General features: G+C 39.8%; 17 protein-coding genes and 1 pseudogene. 6 read left to right on the plus strand and 12 right to left on the minus strand.

All coding sequences use genetic code 11. From position 1 onward, the window contains the following. The first annotated feature begins 28 nt into the window (after positions 1-28). Positions 29-247, plus strand: a complete 219-nt coding sequence (gene infA, locus E5N72_RS12030) for a translation initiation factor IF-1 (protein WP_002962494.1) — start codon at positions 29-31, stop codon at positions 245-247. A 175-nt stretch (positions 248-422) separates the two neighbouring features. On the opposite strand, the gene clpA is transcribed toward infA, so the two are convergent. Then, positions 423-2,687, minus strand: a complete 2,265-nt coding sequence (clpA, locus tag E5N72_RS12035) for an ATP-dependent Clp protease ATP-binding subunit ClpA (protein WP_135924985.1) — start codon at positions 2,685-2,687, stop codon at positions 423-425. Between the two features lie 72 nt (positions 2,688-2,759). Continuing rightward, positions 2,760-3,068, minus strand: coding sequence for an ATP-dependent Clp protease adapter ClpS (gene clpS, locus E5N72_RS12040; RefSeq protein WP_171040478.1), 309 nt, complete (start codon positions 3,066-3,068; stop codon positions 2,760-2,762). A gap of 208 nt (positions 3,069-3,276) precedes the next feature. Between clpS and cspD the strand changes: the two genes are divergently transcribed. Next, positions 3,277-3,492, plus strand: coding sequence for a cold shock domain-containing protein CspD (cspD, locus tag E5N72_RS12045; protein WP_036968098.1), 216 nt, complete (start codon positions 3,277-3,279; stop codon positions 3,490-3,492). A gap of 487 nt (positions 3,493-3,979) precedes the next feature. Next, complete coding sequence (locus tag E5N72_RS12050; RefSeq protein ID WP_135924991.1) at positions 3,980-6,202, plus strand: NADP-dependent isocitrate dehydrogenase; 2,223 nt, start codon at positions 3,980-3,982, stop codon at positions 6,200-6,202. A gap of 369 nt (positions 6,203-6,571) precedes the next feature. Here E5N72_RS12050 and E5N72_RS12055 read toward each other — a convergent pair whose 3' ends face one another. From E5N72_RS12055 to E5N72_RS12070, 4 genes are all read right to left on the minus strand, one after another. Further along, complete coding sequence (locus E5N72_RS12055) at positions 6,572-6,886, minus strand: hypothetical protein (RefSeq protein WP_135924994.1); 315 nt, start codon at positions 6,884-6,886, stop codon at positions 6,572-6,574. A 15-nt stretch (positions 6,887-6,901) separates the two neighbouring features. Continuing rightward, on the minus strand, positions 6,902-7,792 hold the full coding sequence (ppk2, locus tag E5N72_RS12060) for a polyphosphate kinase 2 (protein ID WP_135924996.1): 891 nt from the start codon (positions 7,790-7,792) through the stop codon (positions 6,902-6,904). A 528-nt stretch (positions 7,793-8,320) separates the two neighbouring features. Next, a complete protein-coding gene (locus E5N72_RS12065) occupies positions 8,321-8,989 on the minus strand; it encodes a DUF2987 domain-containing protein (protein WP_135924998.1) in 669 nt (222 codons plus the stop codon). Then, positions 8,982-9,800 carry a glucosaminidase domain-containing protein gene (locus E5N72_RS12070; RefSeq protein ID WP_135924999.1) on the minus strand — a complete coding sequence of 273 codons (819 nt, stop codon included), beginning with the start codon at positions 9,798-9,800 and terminating at the stop codon, positions 8,982-8,984. Before E5N72_RS12070 ends, E5N72_RS12065 begins: the two co-directional genes overlap by 8 nt. Before the next feature lie 216 nt (positions 9,801-10,016). On the opposite strand from E5N72_RS12070, the gene E5N72_RS12075 reads away from it, so the two are divergent. Together E5N72_RS12075 and E5N72_RS12080 are read left to right on the plus strand one after the other, a co-directional pair. Further along, entirely contained in the window at positions 10,017-11,312 is a 1,296-nt protein-coding gene (locus E5N72_RS12075; protein WP_135925001.1) for an anti-phage deoxyguanosine triphosphatase, read from the plus strand. Positions 11,313-11,538: 226 nt separating this feature from the next. Beyond that, complete coding sequence (locus tag E5N72_RS12080) at positions 11,539-12,630, plus strand: DUF481 domain-containing protein (RefSeq protein WP_135925004.1); 1,092 nt, start codon at positions 11,539-11,541, stop codon at positions 12,628-12,630. 64 nt (positions 12,631-12,694) lie between these two features. Here the strand turns inward: E5N72_RS12080 and E5N72_RS12085 are convergent, their stop codons facing one another. The 6 genes and pseudogenes from E5N72_RS12085 to E5N72_RS12110 all read right to left on the minus strand — a co-directional run bounded on the left by E5N72_RS12085 (position 12,695) and on the right by E5N72_RS12110 (position 18,739). Beyond that, positions 12,695-14,848, minus strand: a complete 2,154-nt coding sequence (locus tag E5N72_RS12085; protein ID WP_135925006.1) for a prolyl oligopeptidase family serine peptidase — start codon at positions 14,846-14,848, stop codon at positions 12,695-12,697. Between the two features lie 171 nt (positions 14,849-15,019). After that, a pseudogene (locus tag E5N72_RS12090) lies at positions 15,020-16,021 on the minus strand (branched-chain amino acid aminotransferase); the annotation flags it as partial. Between the two features lie 177 nt (positions 16,022-16,198). Beyond that, the gene (locus tag E5N72_RS12095) at positions 16,199-16,987 is read right to left on the minus strand and encodes an SDR family oxidoreductase (RefSeq protein WP_135925008.1); all 789 of its coding nucleotides are present in this window, start codon (positions 16,985-16,987) and stop codon (positions 16,199-16,201) included. Positions 16,988-17,008: 21 nt separating this feature from the next. Continuing rightward, on the minus strand, positions 17,009-17,512 hold the full coding sequence (locus E5N72_RS12100) for an Mpo1-like protein (protein ID WP_135925010.1): 504 nt from the start codon (positions 17,510-17,512) through the stop codon (positions 17,009-17,011). 105 nt (positions 17,513-17,617) lie between these two features. Beyond that, positions 17,618-18,022, minus strand: coding sequence for a hypothetical protein (locus E5N72_RS12105; RefSeq protein WP_135925012.1), 405 nt, complete (start codon positions 18,020-18,022; stop codon positions 17,618-17,620). Between the two features lie 54 nt (positions 18,023-18,076). Then, complete coding sequence (locus tag E5N72_RS12110; protein ID WP_135925015.1) at positions 18,077-18,739, minus strand: Crp/Fnr family transcriptional regulator; 663 nt, start codon at positions 18,737-18,739, stop codon at positions 18,077-18,079. A gap of 109 nt (positions 18,740-18,848) precedes the next feature. On the opposite strand from E5N72_RS12110, the gene E5N72_RS12115 reads away from it, so the two are divergent. Next, complete coding sequence (locus tag E5N72_RS12115) at positions 18,849-20,138, plus strand: amidohydrolase (RefSeq protein ID WP_135925017.1); 1,290 nt, start codon at positions 18,849-18,851, stop codon at positions 20,136-20,138. Positions 20,139-20,200: the final 62 nt, after the last annotated feature.

Below are 20,200 nucleotides of genomic sequence, written 5' to 3' on the forward strand. Positions count from 1 at the left end.
TAACTATTAAAGAGGTGTTACGCTAAACATGGCGAAAGAAGACGTAATCGAAATGCAAGGTACGGTCCTTGATACTTTACCAAATACAATGTTCCGAGTTGAGCTAGAAAACGGTCACGTAGTTGTGGCTCATATCTCTGGTAAAATGCGCAAAAACTACATCCGCATTTTAACTGGCGACAAAGTAACCGTAGAAATGACTCCTTACGATTTATCGAAAGGTCGCATCGTATTCCGTGCTCGCTAAGTTAGTGCGATAACGAGAAATTTAGCTTTTTGCTGCTTTGAGTGAGCAGGTGTGTTTATTACAAAGAGCTAAAAGCGTTTGTTAAATGGTGTTAAAACTAACTTAGTTTTAATTCCATTTAATAAACAAAAAGCCCAGCAATTGCTGGGCTTTTTGTTTTCAGCTAAGAATCAACTTAAGCTGTTTCTAGGCTAGTCTCAAAGTCAAAGTGAATCTTTTTATCCTTCACCGAGACCTTAACCGAACCACCATCGGCTAATTCACCAAATAAGATTGCATTTGCCAGTGGCTTTTTAAGCTCATCTTGGATAACACGTGCCATCGGACGTGCCCCCATTGCCTTATCGTAGCCTTTATCTGCCAACCACTCTCTAGCTTTAGAGGTAAGCTCAAGATTAACTGACTTCTTATCAAGTTGCGCTTGTAATTCAACAATGAATTTATCAACCACTTGCAAGATAACCTCTTTCTCAAGGTGGTTAAACCAAATGATATTATCTAAACGGTTTCTAAACTCAGGCGAAAATACCTTGTTAATTTCACTCATCGCATCATGAGAATGATCTTGCTCAGTAAACCCGATTGATTTACGAACAGTCTCTTGCACACCAGCATTGGTTGTCATAACCAGTACAACATTTCTGAAGTCTGCTTTACGGCCATTGTTATCGGTTAATGTGCCATGATCCATAACCTGCAGTAGAATGTTGTAAATATCGGAATGAGCTTTCTCAATTTCATCCAAAAGCACAACCGCATGCGGGTTTTTAATCACTGCTTCTGTCAGTAGGCCGCCTTGTTCAAAACCTACATAGCCAGGAGGCGCACCAATCAAACGGCTCACCGCATGACGCTCAACATACTCAGACATATCAAACCGTATAAACTCAACGCCCATGCACTTAGCAAGCTGCTTAGTAACCTCTGTTTTACCAACCCCTGTTGGGCCAGCAAACAAGAACGAGCCAATCGGTTTATCTTCATTGGCAAGACCAGAACGAGATAGGCGAATAGCAGATGTCAGTGCATCGATAGATTGGTCTTGACCAAACACCAGCATCTTTAAGTTGCGATCAAGATTTTTCAGCGTTTCTTTATCACTTGACGAAACACTTTGCTGCGGAATACGAGCCATTTTAGATACAATCAGCTCAATATCTGCCACACCAATGGTTTTTTTACGTTTTGATGCTGGTTGCAAACGTTGATTTGCACCAGCTTCATCGATGACATCAATTGCCTTATCGGGTAAATGACGCTCATTAATGTACTTTGCACTTAACTCAGCAGCCGCTTTAAGCGCTTTTTGCGTGTAACGAATACCATGATGCTCTTCGTAACGTTCTTTTAAGCCGTTAAGAATTTTTGTAGTATCAGCCACGCTTGGTTCAAGCACATCAATCTTTTGAAAACGACGTACTAAAGCACGGTCTTTTTCAAAGATATTTTTAAACTCGTTATAGGTTGTAGAACCCATACAGCGAAGCTTACCGCTTGAAAGCAGCGGTTTAATCAGGTTTGATGCATCCATTACCCCACCCGATGCAGCACCTGCACCAATGATAGTGTGGATTTCATCAATGAATAAAATTGAGCCAGGCTTTGCTTGTAGCTCTTTCAATAGTGATTTGAAACGTTTTTCAAAATCACCTCGGTATTTAGTACCGGCAAGCAACGCCCCCATATCAAGTGAATAAACCACCGCGTCAGCGATAACTTCTGGCACTTCTTTATTGACAATGCGATAAGCAAGGCCTTCGGCAATCGCTGTTTTACCAACCCCAGCTTCACCAACCAGTAGTGGGTTATTTTTCTTACGACGGCATAATACCTGAACCGTTCTTTCAACTTCGTTATCGCGGCCTACCAATGGGTCGATGTTCCCGTCGATAGCTTGTTGGTTAAGGTTCGTTGTAAAGTTTTCGAGTTTTGTTGGCTCTTCACCCTGCACTTCTTGCACTTCTTCATGGATATCATCATGGTCTTCACCACCAAGATCGTCATCAGTTTTAGAAATACCATGCGAAATGAAATTCACAATATCCAAACGGTTAATGTCGGCTTTTTTCAGTAAATAAACCGCTTGGCTTTCTTGCTCAGAAAAAATAGCAACCAGCACATTCACGCCAGTAACTTCATTTTTGCCTGATGATTGCACATGAAATACAGCGCGCTGTAATACTCGCTGAAAACCTAATGTTGGCTGTGTTTCTCTGTCTTCTTCAAGATCAGGAATCACAGGCGTGGTTTCATCAATGAATTCTGATAATTCAACTTTTAATGCGCCCATATCAACACCACAGGCGTTTAGCGCTTCTCCAGCAGAAGGGTTATCGAGCAGCGCAAGTAAAAGATGCTCGACGGTCATAAATTCATGCCGACGCGTTCTCGCTTCGCGAAACGCCGCATTCAGAGTTAGTTCTAAGTCTTTGTTTAGCATTGGCAACCCCTTACTGAGATAATATTTTATATACCGTTGTGACGGGTTAATCGGTTCACCCTACCTTGGTATTTATTCCTGCTCACAACTACAAAGCAGTGGATGCTCGTTATCTCGTGCGTAACGATTAACTTGCTCAGCTTTGGTATGGGCTACATCGGCACTGTAAACACCGCATATTGCTTTACCGTTATGATGAACTTGAAGCATCACATCTGTTGCTCTATCGCTATCCATATTAAAAAACGTCATAAGTACTTCTATCACAAAGTCCATAGGCGTGTAATCATCATTGTTTAAAATGACTTTATATTTTCGCGGCGGCTGCAATTTTTGCTTTTCACTATCGCGAACTGTATCAATAACACCAGAATCTTTCATACCACTCATAATAAATATAGTCTTGTCTTTAGAACTCAAGCAAACTTGAATAAAAAAATAAATAAATTGTTAAAAAATAGCCCAAAACACTTGACTGATTGGCCAAATAAACTACAGTCAAAGATAGATTGATTAATCATTAGTCAGTCTAGCAAATTACACGGTTTAGAATAACTAAATTAGTCAACTTATAGAAGGATGTAGAAGTATGGCTTGTGGAAAAGTCAAATGGTTCAACAATGCCAAAGGTTTTGGTTTTATCGTAGAAGACGGCAGCGAGACTGATATATTCGCTCATTACTCAACGATTGTAATGGACGGTTATAAAACACTTAAAGCTGGTCAAGATGTAACATTCGAATTGCAACAAGGTCCTAAAGGGTTACACGCAACGAATATTGCGCCTAACGATGAGATCTCTTAGGTGAACCTATTCGAGTACCAAGCGAGCGACCTTGTTAAGATCCTCGCTTACTTCCCTATCTACCACTGATTTTTATTTTCAACTTGAAATTCCATTTCTTTACCCCAATAGTTTAATTGTTATTAGCCCTTTAGAGCCAAGCTTGTTACACTCTTGTTGCTTAAATTTAGCTTTTTCGTCATTTTGACGTAAGGCTTTTGGCTAATTTCAAAGCTAGCTTATTTGAGCTATAAGAATTTTATGCCTTTTTGCATAATTAAAAGATCTATTTTGCAAATTGGTATTACAGTCTGTCAGCTGTGGTTATTTTGATACTCTGTATTAAGTTGCAACAGCTAACAGACTGCTTGCTGTCGTTATATCGAAATACTTATATTTAAGACTTGATATACCATAGCAGTATAATTGCATTGTTGAATATGGCTAATTAAGGGTTACTGTTAGCGCAGTTACAATCAAACATTACGCCAACTATCTAGGAATGATGATGACATCAAAAATTATCTATACTAAAACAGATGAAGCGCCAGCTCTTGCTACGTATTCATTGTTACCAATCATCCAAGCGTACACAAACGCTGCAGGTGTTGAAGTTGAAACTCGCGATATTTCATTAGCGGGCCGTGTAATTGCCAACTTCCCTGAGTATTTAACTGAAGAACAACGAATTGATGATGCACTTGCTGAATTAGGTGATATGGCTAAAACACCTGAAGCTAACATTATCAAACTACCAAACATCAGTGCGTCTATTCCTCAGTTACGTGCTGTAATCAAAGAGTTGCAAGCGAAAGGCTACGCTTTACCTGATTATCCATCAGAGCCAAAAACTGATGAAGAAAAGAAAATCAAAGCAACTTACGACAAAATCAAAGGTTCTGCTGTAAACCCGGTTCTTCGTGAAGGTAACTCTGACCGTCGTGCACCTAGTTCAGTTAAAGAATACGCTCGCAACAATCCACACTCAATGGGTGCGTGGAGCAAAGATTCTCAATCTTACGTTGCAAGCATGGAAGAAGGTGACTTCTTCGGTTCTGAGCAATCAGTAACGGTAGCTGAAGCAACTGACGTGCGTATCGAACATGTTGCTGAAAACGGCGATATTACGGTTCTTAAAGCAAGCACGCCACTATTAGCTGGCGAAGTTATTGATGCTTCTTGTATGAGTGCCGCTAAACTTCAAGCTTTCCTTGCTAAAGAAATTCAAGCTGCGAAAGACAAAGGCGTGTTGTTCTCGTTACATATGAAAGCAACCATGATGAAAGTGTCTGATCCAATCATCTTCGGTCACGCTGTAAAAGTATTCTTCAAAGACGTATTTACAAAACACGCTGATCTTTTCAAAGAACTAGATGTTGACGTAAACAACGGCTTTGGCGATGTATTCTCAAAAATCGAAAGCCTAGACGCAGCTAAAAAAGCTGAAATCGAAGCTGATATCCAAGCTGTATACGACAACAACCCTGCTATTGCTATGGTTGATTCTGACCGTGGTATCACAAACCTTCACGTTCCAAGCGATGTAATCATCGATGCATCAATGCCTGCTGCAATTCGTTCTAGCGGTCAAATGTGGAACAGCGAAGGTAAATTACAAGACACAAGCTTTGTAATTCCAGATCGTTGTTACTCAGGTGTTTACCAAGCAACTATCGATTTCTGTAAAGAAAACGGTGCATTCGATCCAACAACAATGGGTAGCGTACCTAACGTTGGTCTTATGGCGCAAAAAGCTGAAGAGTACGGTTCACACGACAAAACGTTTGAAGTTACAGCAGCTGGTAAAATCCGTGTAGTAGACAAAGCTGGCACAACATTACTTGAGCATGCTGTTGAGCAAGGCGATATCTGGCGTATGTGTCAGGTAAAAGACGCACCAATTCAAGATTGGGTTAAACTTGCTGTTAACCGCGCTCGCGCAACTAACACACCGGCAGTTTTCTGGTTAGACGAAAACCGTGCACACGATGCTGAATTAATCAAAAAAGTAAACGCGTATCTGCCACAACATGATACTGATGGTCTTGAGATCCACATTTTAGCACCGATTGAAGCGACTAAATTCTCATTAGAGCGCATCAAAGAAGGTAAAGACACAATTTCAGTAACTGGTAACGTTTTACGTGACTACCTAACTGACTTATTCCCGATTCTTGAGCTTGGTACAAGTGCTAAAATGCTTTCAATCGTACCACTTATGAATGGTGGTGGTTTATTCGAAACAGGTGCAGGTGGTTCAGCGCCTAAGCACGTTCAACAATTCGAAAAAGAAAACCACTTACGTTGGGATTCTTTAGGTGAGTTCTTAGCGCTTGCAGCTTCTTTAGAGCATCTAGCGGTTAATACAGGTAACAAGAAAGCTCAAGTACTTGCTGATACACTAGACAAAGCTACAGGTACTTTCTTAGCTGAAAACAAATCACCTTCACGTAAAGTGAAAGAGATTGATAACCGTGGTTCGCACTTCTTCCTTTCATTATTCTGGGCACAAGAACTTGCTGCACAAAATGATGACGCGGAATTAAAAGCGCAATTCACGCAAATCGCTACTGATTTAGAAGCTCAAAAAGAGCAAATCATCACTGAGTTGAACGATGCACAAGGTTCAGCAATGGATGTGGGTGGATATTTCCAACCAAATGATGAGCTTGCATTCAAAGCAATGCGCCCAAGCACAACATTTAACGATATTTTAGCAAAATTAGTGTAATTCGTTAGAACTCGCTAATCTTCTAAAAAATAAGAGAGTTATCTCGATTGCTGAGGCTCTATGAGCCTTAGCAAAAGAGCAACTCTCTTTTTATACCAATTCGCTTAATTAAACCGTCTACTTTGATGCAATAAACTGGCTGATAACAAAACACAAACTTCGTTATCTACTTGTTATCGAAAATTGCCTCAACATTGCGCTAATTACTACATCCATACAGTCATAAATAAGTAATTTTTAAAGCTGTTAAAAAGCTTCAATCTCTTAAATGATTAAGCATGACTGCCAACAGGTATTATTCATTCACCTAGTCAGCCGTTCATAAACCACAACATATAACAATAGCTTCGATTCAGTTTTAACTTATAACTAAGCGTTTGCTGTTTTCGCCTTTTTGTTTTTAGCCATACGTTTAGCGCGTTTAATGGCAGATTTTTTTGATGCTTTCTTTTGCGCTATCTTGAGCACTATGGCCTCTTTTAGTTGCTTTTTAGCTGCTTTAAGACGTTTTTGAGCATTCTTAGCAAGACTTTCAGCTTCGTTTGCTTTATCAACGGCTGCTTGGGCTTGTTCAGCGGCCTCTTTTGCAATCGCAGCGGTTCTTTGTACTTCTTTTTTACTTTTAGCGAGGCTCTTCTCTAACTTTGCTAAGCGCTCGTCATACATTGGATCTGTAATTTCCATTTCACTCTCCTAATCTTAACGTTGAGACATTTTTGTTGGTTCACCAACAATTAATGGGTCAACTTGATCAACAATTTCATGGTCTTTGCCTGGATAATCTAAACAACTTAAAAAGTGACGCATGCAGTTAATACGACCACGTTTTTTGTCATCAGAACGAATTTGAGTCCACGGTGCGTCTTTAGTATGGGTATGAAACATCATGGCGTCTTTTGCTGCACTGTAGTCATGCCATTTGGCTAATGATGCCATATCAACCGGGCTCAGTTTCCATTGCTTTAGAGGATCGTTTTGGCGTGATTTAAAGCGTCTAAATTGCTCTTCTCTACTCACAGAAAACCAATATTTAAATAATTTAATACCACTGTTAACTAACATGCGTTCAAGCTGAGGTGTTTGCCGCATAAATTCGAGGTATTCTTGGTCTTCACAAAACCCCATGACCTTCTCTACGCCAGCGCGATTATACCAAGAACGGTCAAACAGAATTATTTCTCCCTTTGCTGGTAGATGATTGATATAACGTTGAAAATACCATTGATCACGTTCACGGGTAGTGGGTTTTTCAAGTGCTACAACATGCGCCCCACGCGGATTTAAGTGCTCCATAAAGCGCTTTATTGTTCCACCCTTTCCTGCTGCGTCACGGCCTTCAAATAAAATAACAATTTGTTGGTTAGTCTCTTTCACCCAACCTTGCATTTTTAATAGCTCAATTTGCAGTTCATGTTTATGGCGCTCATACTCTACAACATCCATTTTACGCTTGTATGGATATAGGCCATCAGCATTCCATTTTAAATTTGGGTTCTTTACATTTAAGTCAAATACAACATCCTGTTTAGTTTTTCCCTTACTTACTTTTGTAGGCTTAATTAATACTGATTCGACGTTTACTGTCTGCATGGCAACTCCTTTTTAGTAAATATTTACGTACCTTCATTAAGAACTGTATATTTTTACTTTATGCCAGTTGCAGCATTGTTTATTGATCTACATCTATTATTTATCGATATAGAAAACTCTTAAAAATATTAAATTTAGTTATTTTTTACTAACAACACCAAGGAGTATATTTAATAATTTTTAGTTAGTTTTAAATTAGCAAACAAAATTACCAACATTAAACAGTCAAGAACATAAGTAATTAATAAATAATAATTAAATTTCACACCTTAAGATCTTTTATTGTAAGAAGACTACCTAAATTAGTTGAAACTATATTTTTTTACTCATTATTTTTATCTTACCTAACTTAAAACCAACAAAATAAGAGTAGTAAATAAAATAAAAATAGAGAAGATAGTATTAGAACAATACTTGTTGATGAAAGGGTTAATTAAATATAAAAGCAAGCTAAAATAATTGAGGGAGCATAAAAAGCTCCCTCATATAGCACAGTTTACATACGCACAGGGCGTGTTGTTGATGCAGTTATTTAACAATCCATGGGGTTGCGCTGATCAACCGAGCACTTGTTTGCAGTTTTGTTTGATTGTCTTGCCAATCATCAGTCACCATTATTGCACAACGGCTTTGCTTGCAATTATCAGCCTCTGATATTGCCACATTTTCATCCGCAAATTTAAGCACAACTCCCTGTTGCTCTGGCAACAAAAACCACATTAATTTACTGACGAAGAATCCTGATAAATCAGATAGCAATTCATCAAACTCTTCATTTAACTCATAAAGGTTTGCTTTTGTCAGTGCAAAGTCACTCAGGTTGGTTGCTTCAATTTGTAGCTTTAATTGGCAATCATGCTGAGGATTCTCAGGTTTTACGACAATTACCGCCTTATCTGTATCGAGTTGTTTATCAAACGGTAGCAACAACTGGGCTTGATCTGTATAGGTAAGATCAAATTCTTGTTGTTCTGTTATTATTTTCCCTGACTTAATTTTGCATACATCATTTGTAGCAATGTCAGATAAATAAAAGTTTACTTGCGCGTACTGAAAGTCACCTTTGTTAACCACTTTAAGGCGGTCATAAAAGCCATCGTATGCAACAACAAACTCGCCTGCGGTTGCTGTTCCTACAGAAGCACCTAAGGTAGCGGCAAACACTACCGCCTTGAAACATGACATAACTTTATTCATCAAAATATGCTCTGTTTTGATTTATCATTGTGTTTAACTCTTCAATGTAAGCTTCTCGTCGCTCAGAATAAGATAACAAACCCTGCGTTAAAACTGTGGCTTCAATAGGCTTTTGTTGACGGCGTAAATCTGCTCGGATTGAACGTAAATCTTTGTATGCCGCATGAGTATTAATGTTTTTAAAGTAAGAGCTTACAGCAGCTCTTACAGACTTAAAAGCCGTTACTTCATGAGCAGCTTCATCAGCACGACGGCGTGGTACCATACCGCAACCTTTTTTGTAGCACCACTGACCAAAAAAGTTAAGGCCAATTCGCGCAAATCGCGATGTTCCCCAAGCCGATTCATTCGCAGCCTGCATCAAAGCAAGTTCTTTTGGAATAATATCAACACGGCGTAATGCCTGAGATAGTGACAGTACATCAATCGTCGTCGGCAGTTTATAACTGGTGAGGATTTTCTTTATATCTGATTTTTGTTTAACTGTTAAAGGCTCATTATATTCCAGCATCATGCGAGCTATTTCTAATGTTGCTCTTTGCTGCAAAATTTTCTTATTTTCAGCCTCAACATGCGGGCGTATAAAATCAAAAAATGCATGTTTCTTCTCTTTTACATCACTGAACGCAGCAAAATCAGGGAGTTTAACATTATGTAATGGCTTCTCTTTTTTTATAGTTTGCTGGCTGCCCTTGCTAGTTGTAAGGTCTTGTGAAGATACGTCAACACCACTTTCATTATCTATAAAAGGTGACAACAGTGCCCAAGTAAAAAAGGCAGCTAGTAAAATTTGAAAAACGTATTTAAGCATGTATTCTCTCAAGTAAACTACTACTCATGTGCGGTAACATCACACACATACAAAGGCGGAGTATATCAAACAAGCCAATCTTTGGCGAATTCGGTGCTATTTTTTTCACCTCAATCGTATTTAAAAAGTCTCATAATACATTCAATATACTCGCAATTTTCAAGCGGTTGCGTATACTTTCATTAACTCAGTCGCGAAACCATAGGCTTTTTTATTATGTGCCAACCTTGGCAAGCACGAATTATAGATCAACAAAAATATCGTCCCAATGACAACCGCTCACCATGGCAAGTTGACCGCTCTCGTATAATCCATGCCGCTGCTTTCAGACGTTTACAAGCAAAGACTCAAATTATGGGTATTGGCCTAAACGACTTTTACCGCACTCGCCTAACCCACTCTCTTGAAGTTGCACAAATCGGCAGTGGTTTGCTGCGCCATTTAAAAAAACAGCACCCTGAATTTGAACACTTCCCGAGTGGCAGCTTACTCGAAACCTTATGTCTTGCTCATGACATTGGCCATCCACCTTTTGGTCATGGTGGTGAAATAGCTTTAAACTACATGATGCGCGAGCATGGTGGATTTGAAGGCAATGCGCAAACTTTACGCATTGTTTCTAAACTTGAACCCTACAGCAACGGTTATGGTATGAACCTAACGCGCCGGACTTTGTTGGGATTTATCAAGTACCCTGCGTTTATTGATGATGTATGGCATACCATCCCACCATTATCTGATACGCGAAGTTTCATAAAAGCCGATCACTGGCGACCGGCTAAAGGGCTTTACAAAGATGATAACGATGTTTTTAATTGGATTATTGCGCCGCTATCACAAAACGACAAAGCATTATTGACTAGCCACTACAAGGTGGATGAGTTTAGGTCTAAAACTCATTATAAGTCTATTGACTCTGCAATAATGGAATTGGCAGATGATATTGCCTATGCAGTTCATGACCTAGAAGATGCGATTGCCACTGAAGTATTAACGTTTGCTGATTGGCAAAACCATGCTCTTATTCAGTTACAAGAACTCAATTCACCTTGGTTAACAACTCATTTAAGTGCAATTACCGCAAGGCTTTTCTCACATCATGAATATGAACGCAAAGACGCCATTGGTGAGTTAGTAAATACATTTATTATCCATGCCTCTTTAGAGGTACAAAATAACGAATTCGAATCAGAGATTTTACAATATACCGTTAGCCTGCCTGATGAGTTTTCAAAAATACTCAATGTGCTCAAACAATTTGTATTCAAGCGTTTAATTCGTGAACCTAAAATGCAACAGGTTGAATTTAAAGGGCAAAACCTGCTTATAGAATTATTTAGCGCTTTTGCTAGCGACCCGATGCGTTTATTACCAGAAACAACTCAAGAGATGTGGTTAAACGCACACAACAATAATGGTAATGCAATGCGGGTGATCTGTGATTACTTGTCAGGTATGAGTGACGAGTATGCATATAAAACCTATCAACGATTATTTTTACCCTCAGCCTAACTATTTTTTGAACAGCTAAATATTATGTTCTAAAATTAAGTAGGTTATTTTAGCAAATAACCTACTAATTCTTTATGGATTTTAGCCAATCTGCTTACCTTATGGGCAGCTTGAGACACGAATACTTTGATGAACTTTGTACATCCTGTCAGAGCTTTGTAGGTATTCCTGCTCAATTTGAGCCTAAAGTAACGTGGGCTGGTTTTATTAAACATGGATTGAAATAATGCTCAAAAAACACCTGCTTCTTGGTTTATTAGTTGCTAGCCCATTTACAGGCTATGCGGCAGAATCACTTCCTGATCCACTACTTGAAGAACGCGGCATAATCATAAAAGATGCCACTCATTTTGATTGGATCCGACTTAACTCTGGTGAATGGCTCAAAGGTGAGCTCGTTTCAATGTACGATAAGGAGCTCGAATTCGATAGCGACGTACTCGATACCCTGATGATCGACCGCGAAGATATCTACATGATTATTTCTGAACGTCATCACACAGTTCGTTTTAATGATGGTGAAGAACTCAGCGGCACACTAAATATATCGGGTGGTTATGTAAAAGTAGGTGATGCTCCTGCTAAGTATCGTTATCGTGATTTAGTCTCTATCGCTCCGTCAATTGATAGTGAGCTTAGTGCTTGGACAATAAAAATATCATTGGGCGCCGACCTATCTCGAGGTAATACTGATCAAACTGAATATTCAGCCAGAGCCGATATCAAACGCAGAACAGCGTCGAGTCGCTTTTTAGCTGAGTTTTTAGGGTATCGCACCACCAGCGATGAGCAAGTCACTAAAAATAACATACGAGCAAATGGAACCTTCGACTGGTTTTATACGCAAAAAATGTATTTTCGCCCTATTTTCTTTGAATACTATCGTGACCCATTTCAAAACATTGCCAATAAATACACTGTAGGTGCGGGTGTAGGTTATTACGTAATGGATACCGACAAAATTGAGTGGGACTTTTCAACAGGTCCTGCTTATCAAAAAACAGAGTTTGATACCGTTGCAAATGGTGAAGATAAATCAAATTCTTCAATGTCTTATTTTGTTGGCACTAATTACGAACTGGAAGTAACCAAAAATATCGATTTTAGTTTTAACTATCGATATTTGACAGCCAGTGAAGACACTGGTGGCGATTCACAGTATGCAATGGCAAGCTTTGAAATAGACGTTACTGATGACATTGATTTTGATATTTCATTAGTCTGGGATTATCTATCCGACCCGATAGCCGATGAAAATGGTGTAGTCCCCGAAAAAGAAGATTACAAAATGATTTTCGCACTGGGTATAGATTTATAGCAATTGCTATAAAAACGCCGAGCTTAAAGCTCGGCGTTTTTATTTTAGTTGAGTAAATATTATCTTATAGCGATTTAACACCCATGTTGTATAAGGTAAAGCCATAAATATCAGCGTATTGATCAATAATTTTACTGGTTGGTGTTCCTGCACCATGACCTGCATTTGTTTCAATACGAATTAGATACGGATTTTGTTTCGCACCTTTTTCTTGTAGCTCAGCCGCAAACTTAAATGAATGCGCAGGCACAACACGGTCGTCATGATCCCCTGTTGTCACTAACGTTGCAGGGTAGCTAACACCTTCTTTAACATTGTGAACTGGCGAGTAGCCTTTTAAGTACTCGAACATTTCTTTACTTTGCTCACTGGTGCCGTAGTCATACGCCCAACCAGCACCGGCAGTAAAGGTGTGATAACGCAACATATCTAATACACCTACAGCAGGCAGTGCTACTTTAAATAGCTCAGGGCGCTGCGTCATAACCGCACCAACTAATAAGCCACCATTAGAGCCACCACGTACCGCTAGGTAATCAGGTGAGCTGAATTGTTTTTCATTAAGGTATTCTGCAGCAGCAATAAAATCGTCAAAAACATTTTGCTTTTTAAGCTGTGTACCATTTACATGCCACTCTTTACCGTATTCACCACCACCACGAATATTAGCAACAGCATACACGCCACCATGCTCAAGCCAAGCGGCAACAGTTGGGCTATAGCTTGGTGTTAAACTTACATTAAAGCCACCATAGCCATATAAAATTGTTGGGTTTTTACCGTTAAGCTCAGTGCCTTTTTTGTATGAAATAATCATCGGAACTTTAGTGCCATCTTTAGATGTGTAGAACACTTGTTCAGATGTGTATTGTTCGCTATTAAATTGAGCGCCCGACTTGCGATATACATCAGACTGGCCAGAATCAACATTAAATGAATAGATGTTGCCTGGTGTGGTGTAATTGGTAAATGAATAATAAAGCGTTTCAGCGTCGTGCTTACCGCTAAAGCCGTATGCGGTGCCCACACCCGGTAAACGAATGTCACGCACTAGTTTACCTGACTTATCGTACTGTTTTACTTGCGAAATCGCATCAACCATATACTTAGCAAAGAAATAGTCACCGCCTTTTGAAATACTAAGTACATGGTCAGTTTCAGGAATTAAATCTTGCCAATTTTCTGGGCTTGGATCAGCGGCATCAACTGTCACTACACGCATATTTGGCGCATTTAAGTTAGTCACTAAATACAGTTTCGAGCCGTCATTATCGATAATTGATGTATCTGAATCTGTGTTATCTAGAATGGTTACTAACTTGCTGTCAGGCTTAGTTAAATCTTTGATAAACAGTTTATTACCTGATGTTGAAGTACTTGCAGCAATTATTAGGTATCGATTATCACGCGTTACCTCAGCGCCAATATAACGATGTTTCTGTGCTTCTGTACCGCCATAGACTAATTGGTCATCAGCTTGTGCTGTGCCTAACTTGTGATAATAGACCTTATGTTGATCTGTTTTTGCTGACAGCTCACTCCCTTTTGGCTTATCGTAGCTTGAATAATAAAAGCCATCGTTACCAAACCACGAAATACCGCTAAACTTTACATCGACTAATGCCTCTTCAATAGGCTGTTTAGTCGCTGTATCAATAACGATAATTTTACGCCAGTCACTACCACCTTCAGAAATTTGATAAGCAGCTAAACTTCCATCTTCAGTAAAAGTTAAGCCCGACATTGAGGTTGTGCCATCGGCGCTGAAAGTATTTGGATCTAAAAACACTTCAGCTTCAGAGTCACCTTTTTTACGGTAAACCACATACTGATTTTGCAAGCCATCGTTTTTATAAAAGTAAGTGTACTCACCCTCTTTAAATGGCGCTGTGACTTTTTCATAGTTCATCAGCTTTTCAAGTGTGGTTTTAAGCTCATCGCGATAAGGAATATTTTTAAGATAAGAAAAGGTAACGTCATTTTCGGCTTTTACCCACTGCGCCGTTTCTTCGCTCATGTCGTCTTCTAGCCAACGATACGGATCGGCTACCTTCTGGCCGAAGTACTCATCAACAACATTGCCTTTTTTCGTTTCTGGATAATTCACAGCAGCTTTAACCTCTGCAGTTTTTATAGTTTGTTCTGTTTTTGTTGGGGTAGATTCACTACACCCCGTCAGTGCAACCACAATTGCACAAGCAAGCGCTTTTTTAATCATAATAATTTTACTTTTTAGTTATTGTTAACAAAATGAAAGTAAAGTTAATACAAAAGAATGTCTAGTTATTTGCGGTCAAACACAGGAAGCGCTGTAAACCAATGTAAAAACAAAAAACCACGCAATAGCGTGGCCTTTAATTTTTCGCAATAGTAAACACTGTTTGCGTAATTATACTTTTGTTAACCAGCCATGAGTATCTGCTGATTTGCCCCATTGAATATCATTCAATGCTTGGCGTAATTTAGCGACTTTTTCACCTGGTTCACCCGACCCCACTTTAAACTCTTGGTCGTTATGAATAAGCGTGCCAACCGACGTCAGTACCGCAGCGGTACCTGATAATGCAGCTTCAGTGCCCGGCTTAGCAGCTCTTTCAAGCAACTCAGACACAGTAAAGTTACGCTCAGATACGGTCATACCTAAATCTTTCGCAATCGTTAAAATACTATTACGGGTCACACCGTGTAAGAATGTGCTATCAAGTGCTTTTGTGATGATTTCATCACCATCAATTAGAATAAAGTTCGCAGCACCGGTTTCTTGAACATCGCCACCTGGGCAGAATAAAATTTGGTCAGCTTGATGCTCAGAGCGAGCTTGTAAGATTGGACCTAATGCACTTGCATAGTTACCACCACTTTTAACCATACCCATGTGAGGTGCACAGCGCATGCCGTCTTCTTCAAGTAATACACGCAGTGCAGTAGCGCCACCTGCAAAGTAATCACCCACTGGCGAAAGTAATACATAAAGCAAGGAACTCATTGACGGCGCAGCGGCTTTACCAATTGCGGCTTCTGTACCAATGTGAGTTGGGCGAATATACATAGACCCCGGCGGTGCTGGTGTTTCGTCTGCATACTCTTTAACAATGTCTTTAATCATTTGCTCAAGCATGCTTTCGTCAAAGTCAGGTAAGTTTAGTAATTTAGAGCTTTGCTTCATACGAGCAATGTTAGCATCCATACGAAAGATATAGACCGAGCCATCTTCGTGACGAAACGCTTTTAATCCTTCAAAACAGGTGCTTGAGTAATGTAATACGTGTGCACCCGCATGTAATTCGATTTTATCAGATGGGACCAGCGCGCTTTCACTCCATGAGTTATCAGCAAAACGTGCTTGGATCATTTGTGGCATAAATACAGTACCAAATGCGGCCATTGTTGTTCTCTCTTGTTTGGACTACTTTTGCCCCATTGTATGCTAATCCATCCCTGTTTAACCATAGCAAACTAGTGCCTTTTCTCGATAAAAACGATAAAAAAACGTTCGCCTGGTATAAAAAATGCGCAACTCATGTGCGCATTGTTTAATGATAATTATTTATACGCTTACTAAGCGAAATTACCTGTAGTTCATTTTTGCTGTGAGGCGATTAAAAAAGCCCGGGAAAAAACGCTTTATAGTCGGTGCTAAACCACTTATTCCTTCACCAATAACAACTTCATCTTTCTCGGCTTCAATGGCTTTAATCATTTTTGCAGCCGCTTTTGCCACATCCATGCCGTTTTCGATTGATTCCTCTGGCTTATTTTGCGGTTTACCTTGGCCATCTAACGAATTATGCGCAATTGCAGTTTTAATTGAACCTGGGCAAATGGTTAAACATTTTATATTTTTGTCGGCTAACTCTGCTCTTAAGCAATCCATAAAACCCACTACCGCGTATTTAGAACCCGAATAACCTGTTCTGAACTTTGAACCGACTTTACCCGCTACACTGCTAATTGAAACGACCATGCCCATACCTTGTTCAACCATTTGCGGTACTACCGCTTTGGTTAAAGCTATTAAACCAAAGTAGTTTACTTCCATCAGTTGGCGATACACAGTGAATTCATTTTCTAAAAATAAACTGCGCTGCGACACTCCACCGTTATTGATAAGCACATCAATGCGGCCAATTCGCTCAATCACTCCGGGCATATCTTCAAGTAAGGCTTCAGGTTTTGCCAAATCTAGCGCAACCACATGATGATTGCCACCGAGCCTTGTATTTAGAGCGTTGAGTTTTTCTTCATTACGAGCAGACAATATCAGCACTGCGCCCTTTGCAGCTAATTGCTCACAAAGTGCTTCACCAATTCCAGAAGATGCCCCAGTTACCCAAACTGTTTTACCATTTAATTGCATATGTGTTCCTTTTTATTGTTGTTATGCTTTGTTAGGGCCTGCATGTTGTTCGATATGTTCAGCAATATCTTTATAAAAACCAAGCATAATCAATAACTCAGCTAATACAAATAAAGGCCCTATTACTAAACCAATTAAATCATCAACAAAGGCTGGCTTTTTACCTTCAAAATAATGGCCAATAAACTGAAATACCCAACCTACAACAAAACTACCAATACTTACCGCTAGCCATAACTCTGTTGAGAGCGACACCACAGGCTCAGCAGCAATGCTTAACAAACTTAAGCATACAGCCATAATTAACCCCATAGATAAGCTAAGCATTAAGTAATAAAGACAGGTGAGTGCAATCACCACGGTTGCCAAGGAGATAAAAGCAGGCTCTGAAATAAGCGTGACTCGATTCAATAAACAAATAATCGCAAATACAATTAATGGGATGCCAATAAAATGGGTGTAAATATTACGTTTAGAGCGGTGATAAAGAGCGTAATTTGTCAGTTGTTGTTTTAATGTTTTCATTATTTTTCCTGCCAAAACTGTGTTCAAAATTCAGATTAGCAGAAAATTCACCGTCAAGAATGTCAACTAACCGACATTTTAAAATGGCTATATTAAACTTACACATCAAACCAACGCATCGATGACCTTGCCTTTTTCAGCTTCTGGCTGCATATCCATGCGTTCACGTCCTTTTTGATATTCTTCATCAAGCATTCCTTGCAGTTCATTCATTTTTTCTTGCAGTGCTTTGGTGTCGGCACCTTGTTGCTGCATTTGTTCGGCAAGCTTTTCTATTTGCGCTTTTATTTCATCAATTTTCTCTTTATCAACCCCGAGTCGCTGATAAACCAAGGCTTCTTGCGCTTGTGCTAAAAAAGAACTGGGCTCAAACTGCTTTTGTAAAAGTTGCTGTGCTGAAGATGCAGGCGTATGCATGGCCTTCACATCATCGAGGCGAGTTGTTTGCGACAGCCTAGCAGCAGCCGAAACCTGATATGGGTTATATTGATTATGAAATGTTATTGCCACAAGTTGTCTTCCGTTTAAGCTTGATTACAACTTTGTAGCAATTTTAGTTCCAAACTAGCATTGAGATTGTAATTTTTCGATGTCAATTACTTCAATCGATTGATATTTAAGATTAATAATTGAATCAGCTTGTAGGGATTGTAATATTTGATTAATGGTTTGCCGTGTTAAATAGGTCATATCGGCAAGTTGTTGCTGGGTAAGCGGCAAACAACTTTGGAGTGACGACTGATAAAGCATACATAACCGCTTACTCACCTTTTGCTTTGCTGTAAGGAGTGCGTGATCTTCTAATGAGTCAAACAGGTTTCGCACTTTATTGGTAAGCAGCAGACCAAAATCATGCCAATAAGCAGGATGCTCTTGTAATAACTGAGTTAATGCCCGCTCAGGTACGTGTAAAAGTCGTACCGCAGTTTGAGCATACACATCGTGGGTGCGTTTACCACCATCAAACAGAGCCACTTCACCAAACCACATAGCACCGGTTACAAAACTGAGCACGGCTTCTTTGCCTTGGCTATTGACCCCAGAAACTCTAAGCACGCCATTAATAACACAATACAGACCGGTATTTTCATCACCACGCAAAAACAATGCATCACCCGCATTTAAGGTGATTAATTTAGCATTTTTTACTAGCTTGTCCCTAAATAATTGTGTGCGATTTTTAAACCATTTGTCTTGGTTAATTACCGAAAGGTCTTGTTCATTCAAGTGTTTATCCTTTACATTGTTGTAGTGTGCATATATCCAAGCCACCTCAAAATGCAGAATTCAGCGTTTCACAGGTTGTTTGGATATCTAAATAATAAAAGGATACGGGATGTTAAACAAACTACTTTCGACCAGCCTACTTCTCAGTGCTATTTCTACACCTGCATTTGCTAGTGATATTAATACTGAACTTAAATCTGCCAATAAAAGCGTCAGCGAAAAAGTCATTAAATGGCGCCGTCATTTACACCAATATCCAGAGCTTAGTAACCGTGAGTTTGAAACAGCCAAATACGTGGCTAAGCATTTACGTTCATTAGGCCTTGAGGTTCAAACAGGTGTGGCTCATACCGGTGTGGTTGCCAAACTTAAAGGGGGCAAAAAAGGCCCGCTTATTGCCCTGCGTGCTGATATGGATGCACTACCTGTTAAAGAGCAAGTAGACTTACCTTTCGCGTCAACGCAAACAACAGAGTACAAAGGCAATACCGTTGGCGTAATGCATGCCTGTGGTCATGATAACCATGTGGCTATTTTAATGGCGGCCGCTGAGTCTTTAGTAAAAATTAAAGATCAACTAGCAGGTGATATTCTGTTTATTTTTCAACCTGCTGAAGAAGGTGCACCTGATGGCGAAGAAGGCGGTGCTGAGCTTATGCTTAAAGAAGGCTTATTTAAAGAAAAGCCAGAAGCCGTATTTGGTTTACACGTAACCAGCTCACTTAATACCGGACAAATTGGTTTTCGTGAAGGGCCGCTAATGGCCAGCGCAGACAAGTTTACAATCACAGTAAAAGGCCGCCAAACTCACGGCTCACGTCCTTGGAATGGGGTTGACCCAATTGTAGCTTCATCACAAATTATTATGGCAACACAGACCATCGCATCACGCCAAGTTGATGTGACCAAAGCGCCTTCGGTGGTTTCATTTGGTGCCATTAATGGCGGTGTGCGTAACAACATCATCCCTGATCAAGTTGAAATGGTGGGCACAATTCGTACCTTTGACCAAGAAATGCGCGCTGACATTAAAAAGCGTTTAGCTAAAACCGCTGAGATGGTGGCTGAATCAGGTGGTGCAGAAGCCCATGTTCACATTGACCATGGTTACCCAGTAACAGTGAACGATGTTAAATTAACCAAGAAAATGACACCAACACTTGCTGGCGTGGTTGGTAAAGAAAACCTGATCACAACGCCACTTATCACAGGTGCCGAAGACTTTAGTTACTACGCCTTAGAAACACCAGGCATGTTCTTTTTCTTAGGTGTCACACCAAAAGGTCAAGATGCAGTCACAGCACCAAGTAACCATTCACCACACTTTTTTGCAGACGAAAAAGCTTTACAGCTTGGCGTAAATGCAATGACGCAATTAGTGGTTGATTACCTAAAATAATAAAATTTTCTTACCGGCGGGTAATACCATTACCCGCCCTATTTTCTTAGCTGTTCAGCATC

This window comes from Pseudoalteromonas sp. MEBiC 03607, assembly GCF_004792295.1.
GTDB classification, from domain to species: Bacteria; Pseudomonadota; Gammaproteobacteria; order Enterobacterales; family Alteromonadaceae; genus Pseudoalteromonas; species Pseudoalteromonas lipolytica_C.

Excerpts from the sequence above, each read along its gene's own strand:
- infA (WP_002962494.1), top strand. The coding sequence starts at position 29 with ATGGCGAAAGAAGACGTAATCGAAATGCAAGGTACGGTCCTTGATACT.
- clpA (WP_135924985.1), bottom strand. The coding sequence starts at position 2,687 with ATGCTAAACAAAGACTTAGAACTAACTCTGAATGCGGCGTTTCGCGAA.
- clpS (WP_171040478.1), bottom strand. The coding sequence starts at position 3,068 with ATGAAAGATTCTGGTGTTATTGATACAGTTCGCGATAGTGAAAAGCAA.
- cspD (WP_036968098.1), top strand. The coding sequence starts at position 3,277 with ATGGCTTGTGGAAAAGTCAAATGGTTCAACAATGCCAAAGGTTTTGGT.
- E5N72_RS12050 (WP_135924991.1), top strand. The coding sequence starts at position 3,980 with ATGACATCAAAAATTATCTATACTAAAACAGATGAAGCGCCAGCTCTT.
- E5N72_RS12055 (WP_135924994.1), bottom strand. The coding sequence starts at position 6,886 with ATGGAAATTACAGATCCAATGTATGACGAGCGCTTAGCAAAGTTAGAG.
- ppk2 (WP_135924996.1), bottom strand. The coding sequence starts at position 7,792 with ATGCAGACAGTAAACGTCGAATCAGTATTAATTAAGCCTACAAAAGTA.
- E5N72_RS12065 (WP_135924998.1), bottom strand. The coding sequence starts at position 8,989 with ATGAATAAAGTTATGTCATGTTTCAAGGCGGTAGTGTTTGCCGCTACC.
- E5N72_RS12070 (WP_135924999.1), bottom strand. The coding sequence starts at position 9,800 with ATGCTTAAATACGTTTTTCAAATTTTACTAGCTGCCTTTTTTACTTGG.
- E5N72_RS12075 (WP_135925001.1), top strand. The coding sequence starts at position 10,017 with ATGTGCCAACCTTGGCAAGCACGAATTATAGATCAACAAAAATATCGT.
- E5N72_RS12080 (WP_135925004.1), top strand. The coding sequence starts at position 11,539 with ATGCTCAAAAAACACCTGCTTCTTGGTTTATTAGTTGCTAGCCCATTT.
- E5N72_RS12085 (WP_135925006.1), bottom strand. The coding sequence starts at position 14,848 with ATGATTAAAAAAGCGCTTGCTTGTGCAATTGTGGTTGCACTGACGGGG.
- E5N72_RS12095 (WP_135925008.1), bottom strand. The coding sequence starts at position 16,987 with ATGCAATTAAATGGTAAAACAGTTTGGGTAACTGGGGCATCTTCTGGA.
- E5N72_RS12100 (WP_135925010.1), bottom strand. The coding sequence starts at position 17,512 with ATGAAAACATTAAAACAACAACTGACAAATTACGCTCTTTATCACCGC.
- E5N72_RS12115 (WP_135925017.1), top strand. The coding sequence starts at position 18,849 with ATGTTAAACAAACTACTTTCGACCAGCCTACTTCTCAGTGCTATTTCT.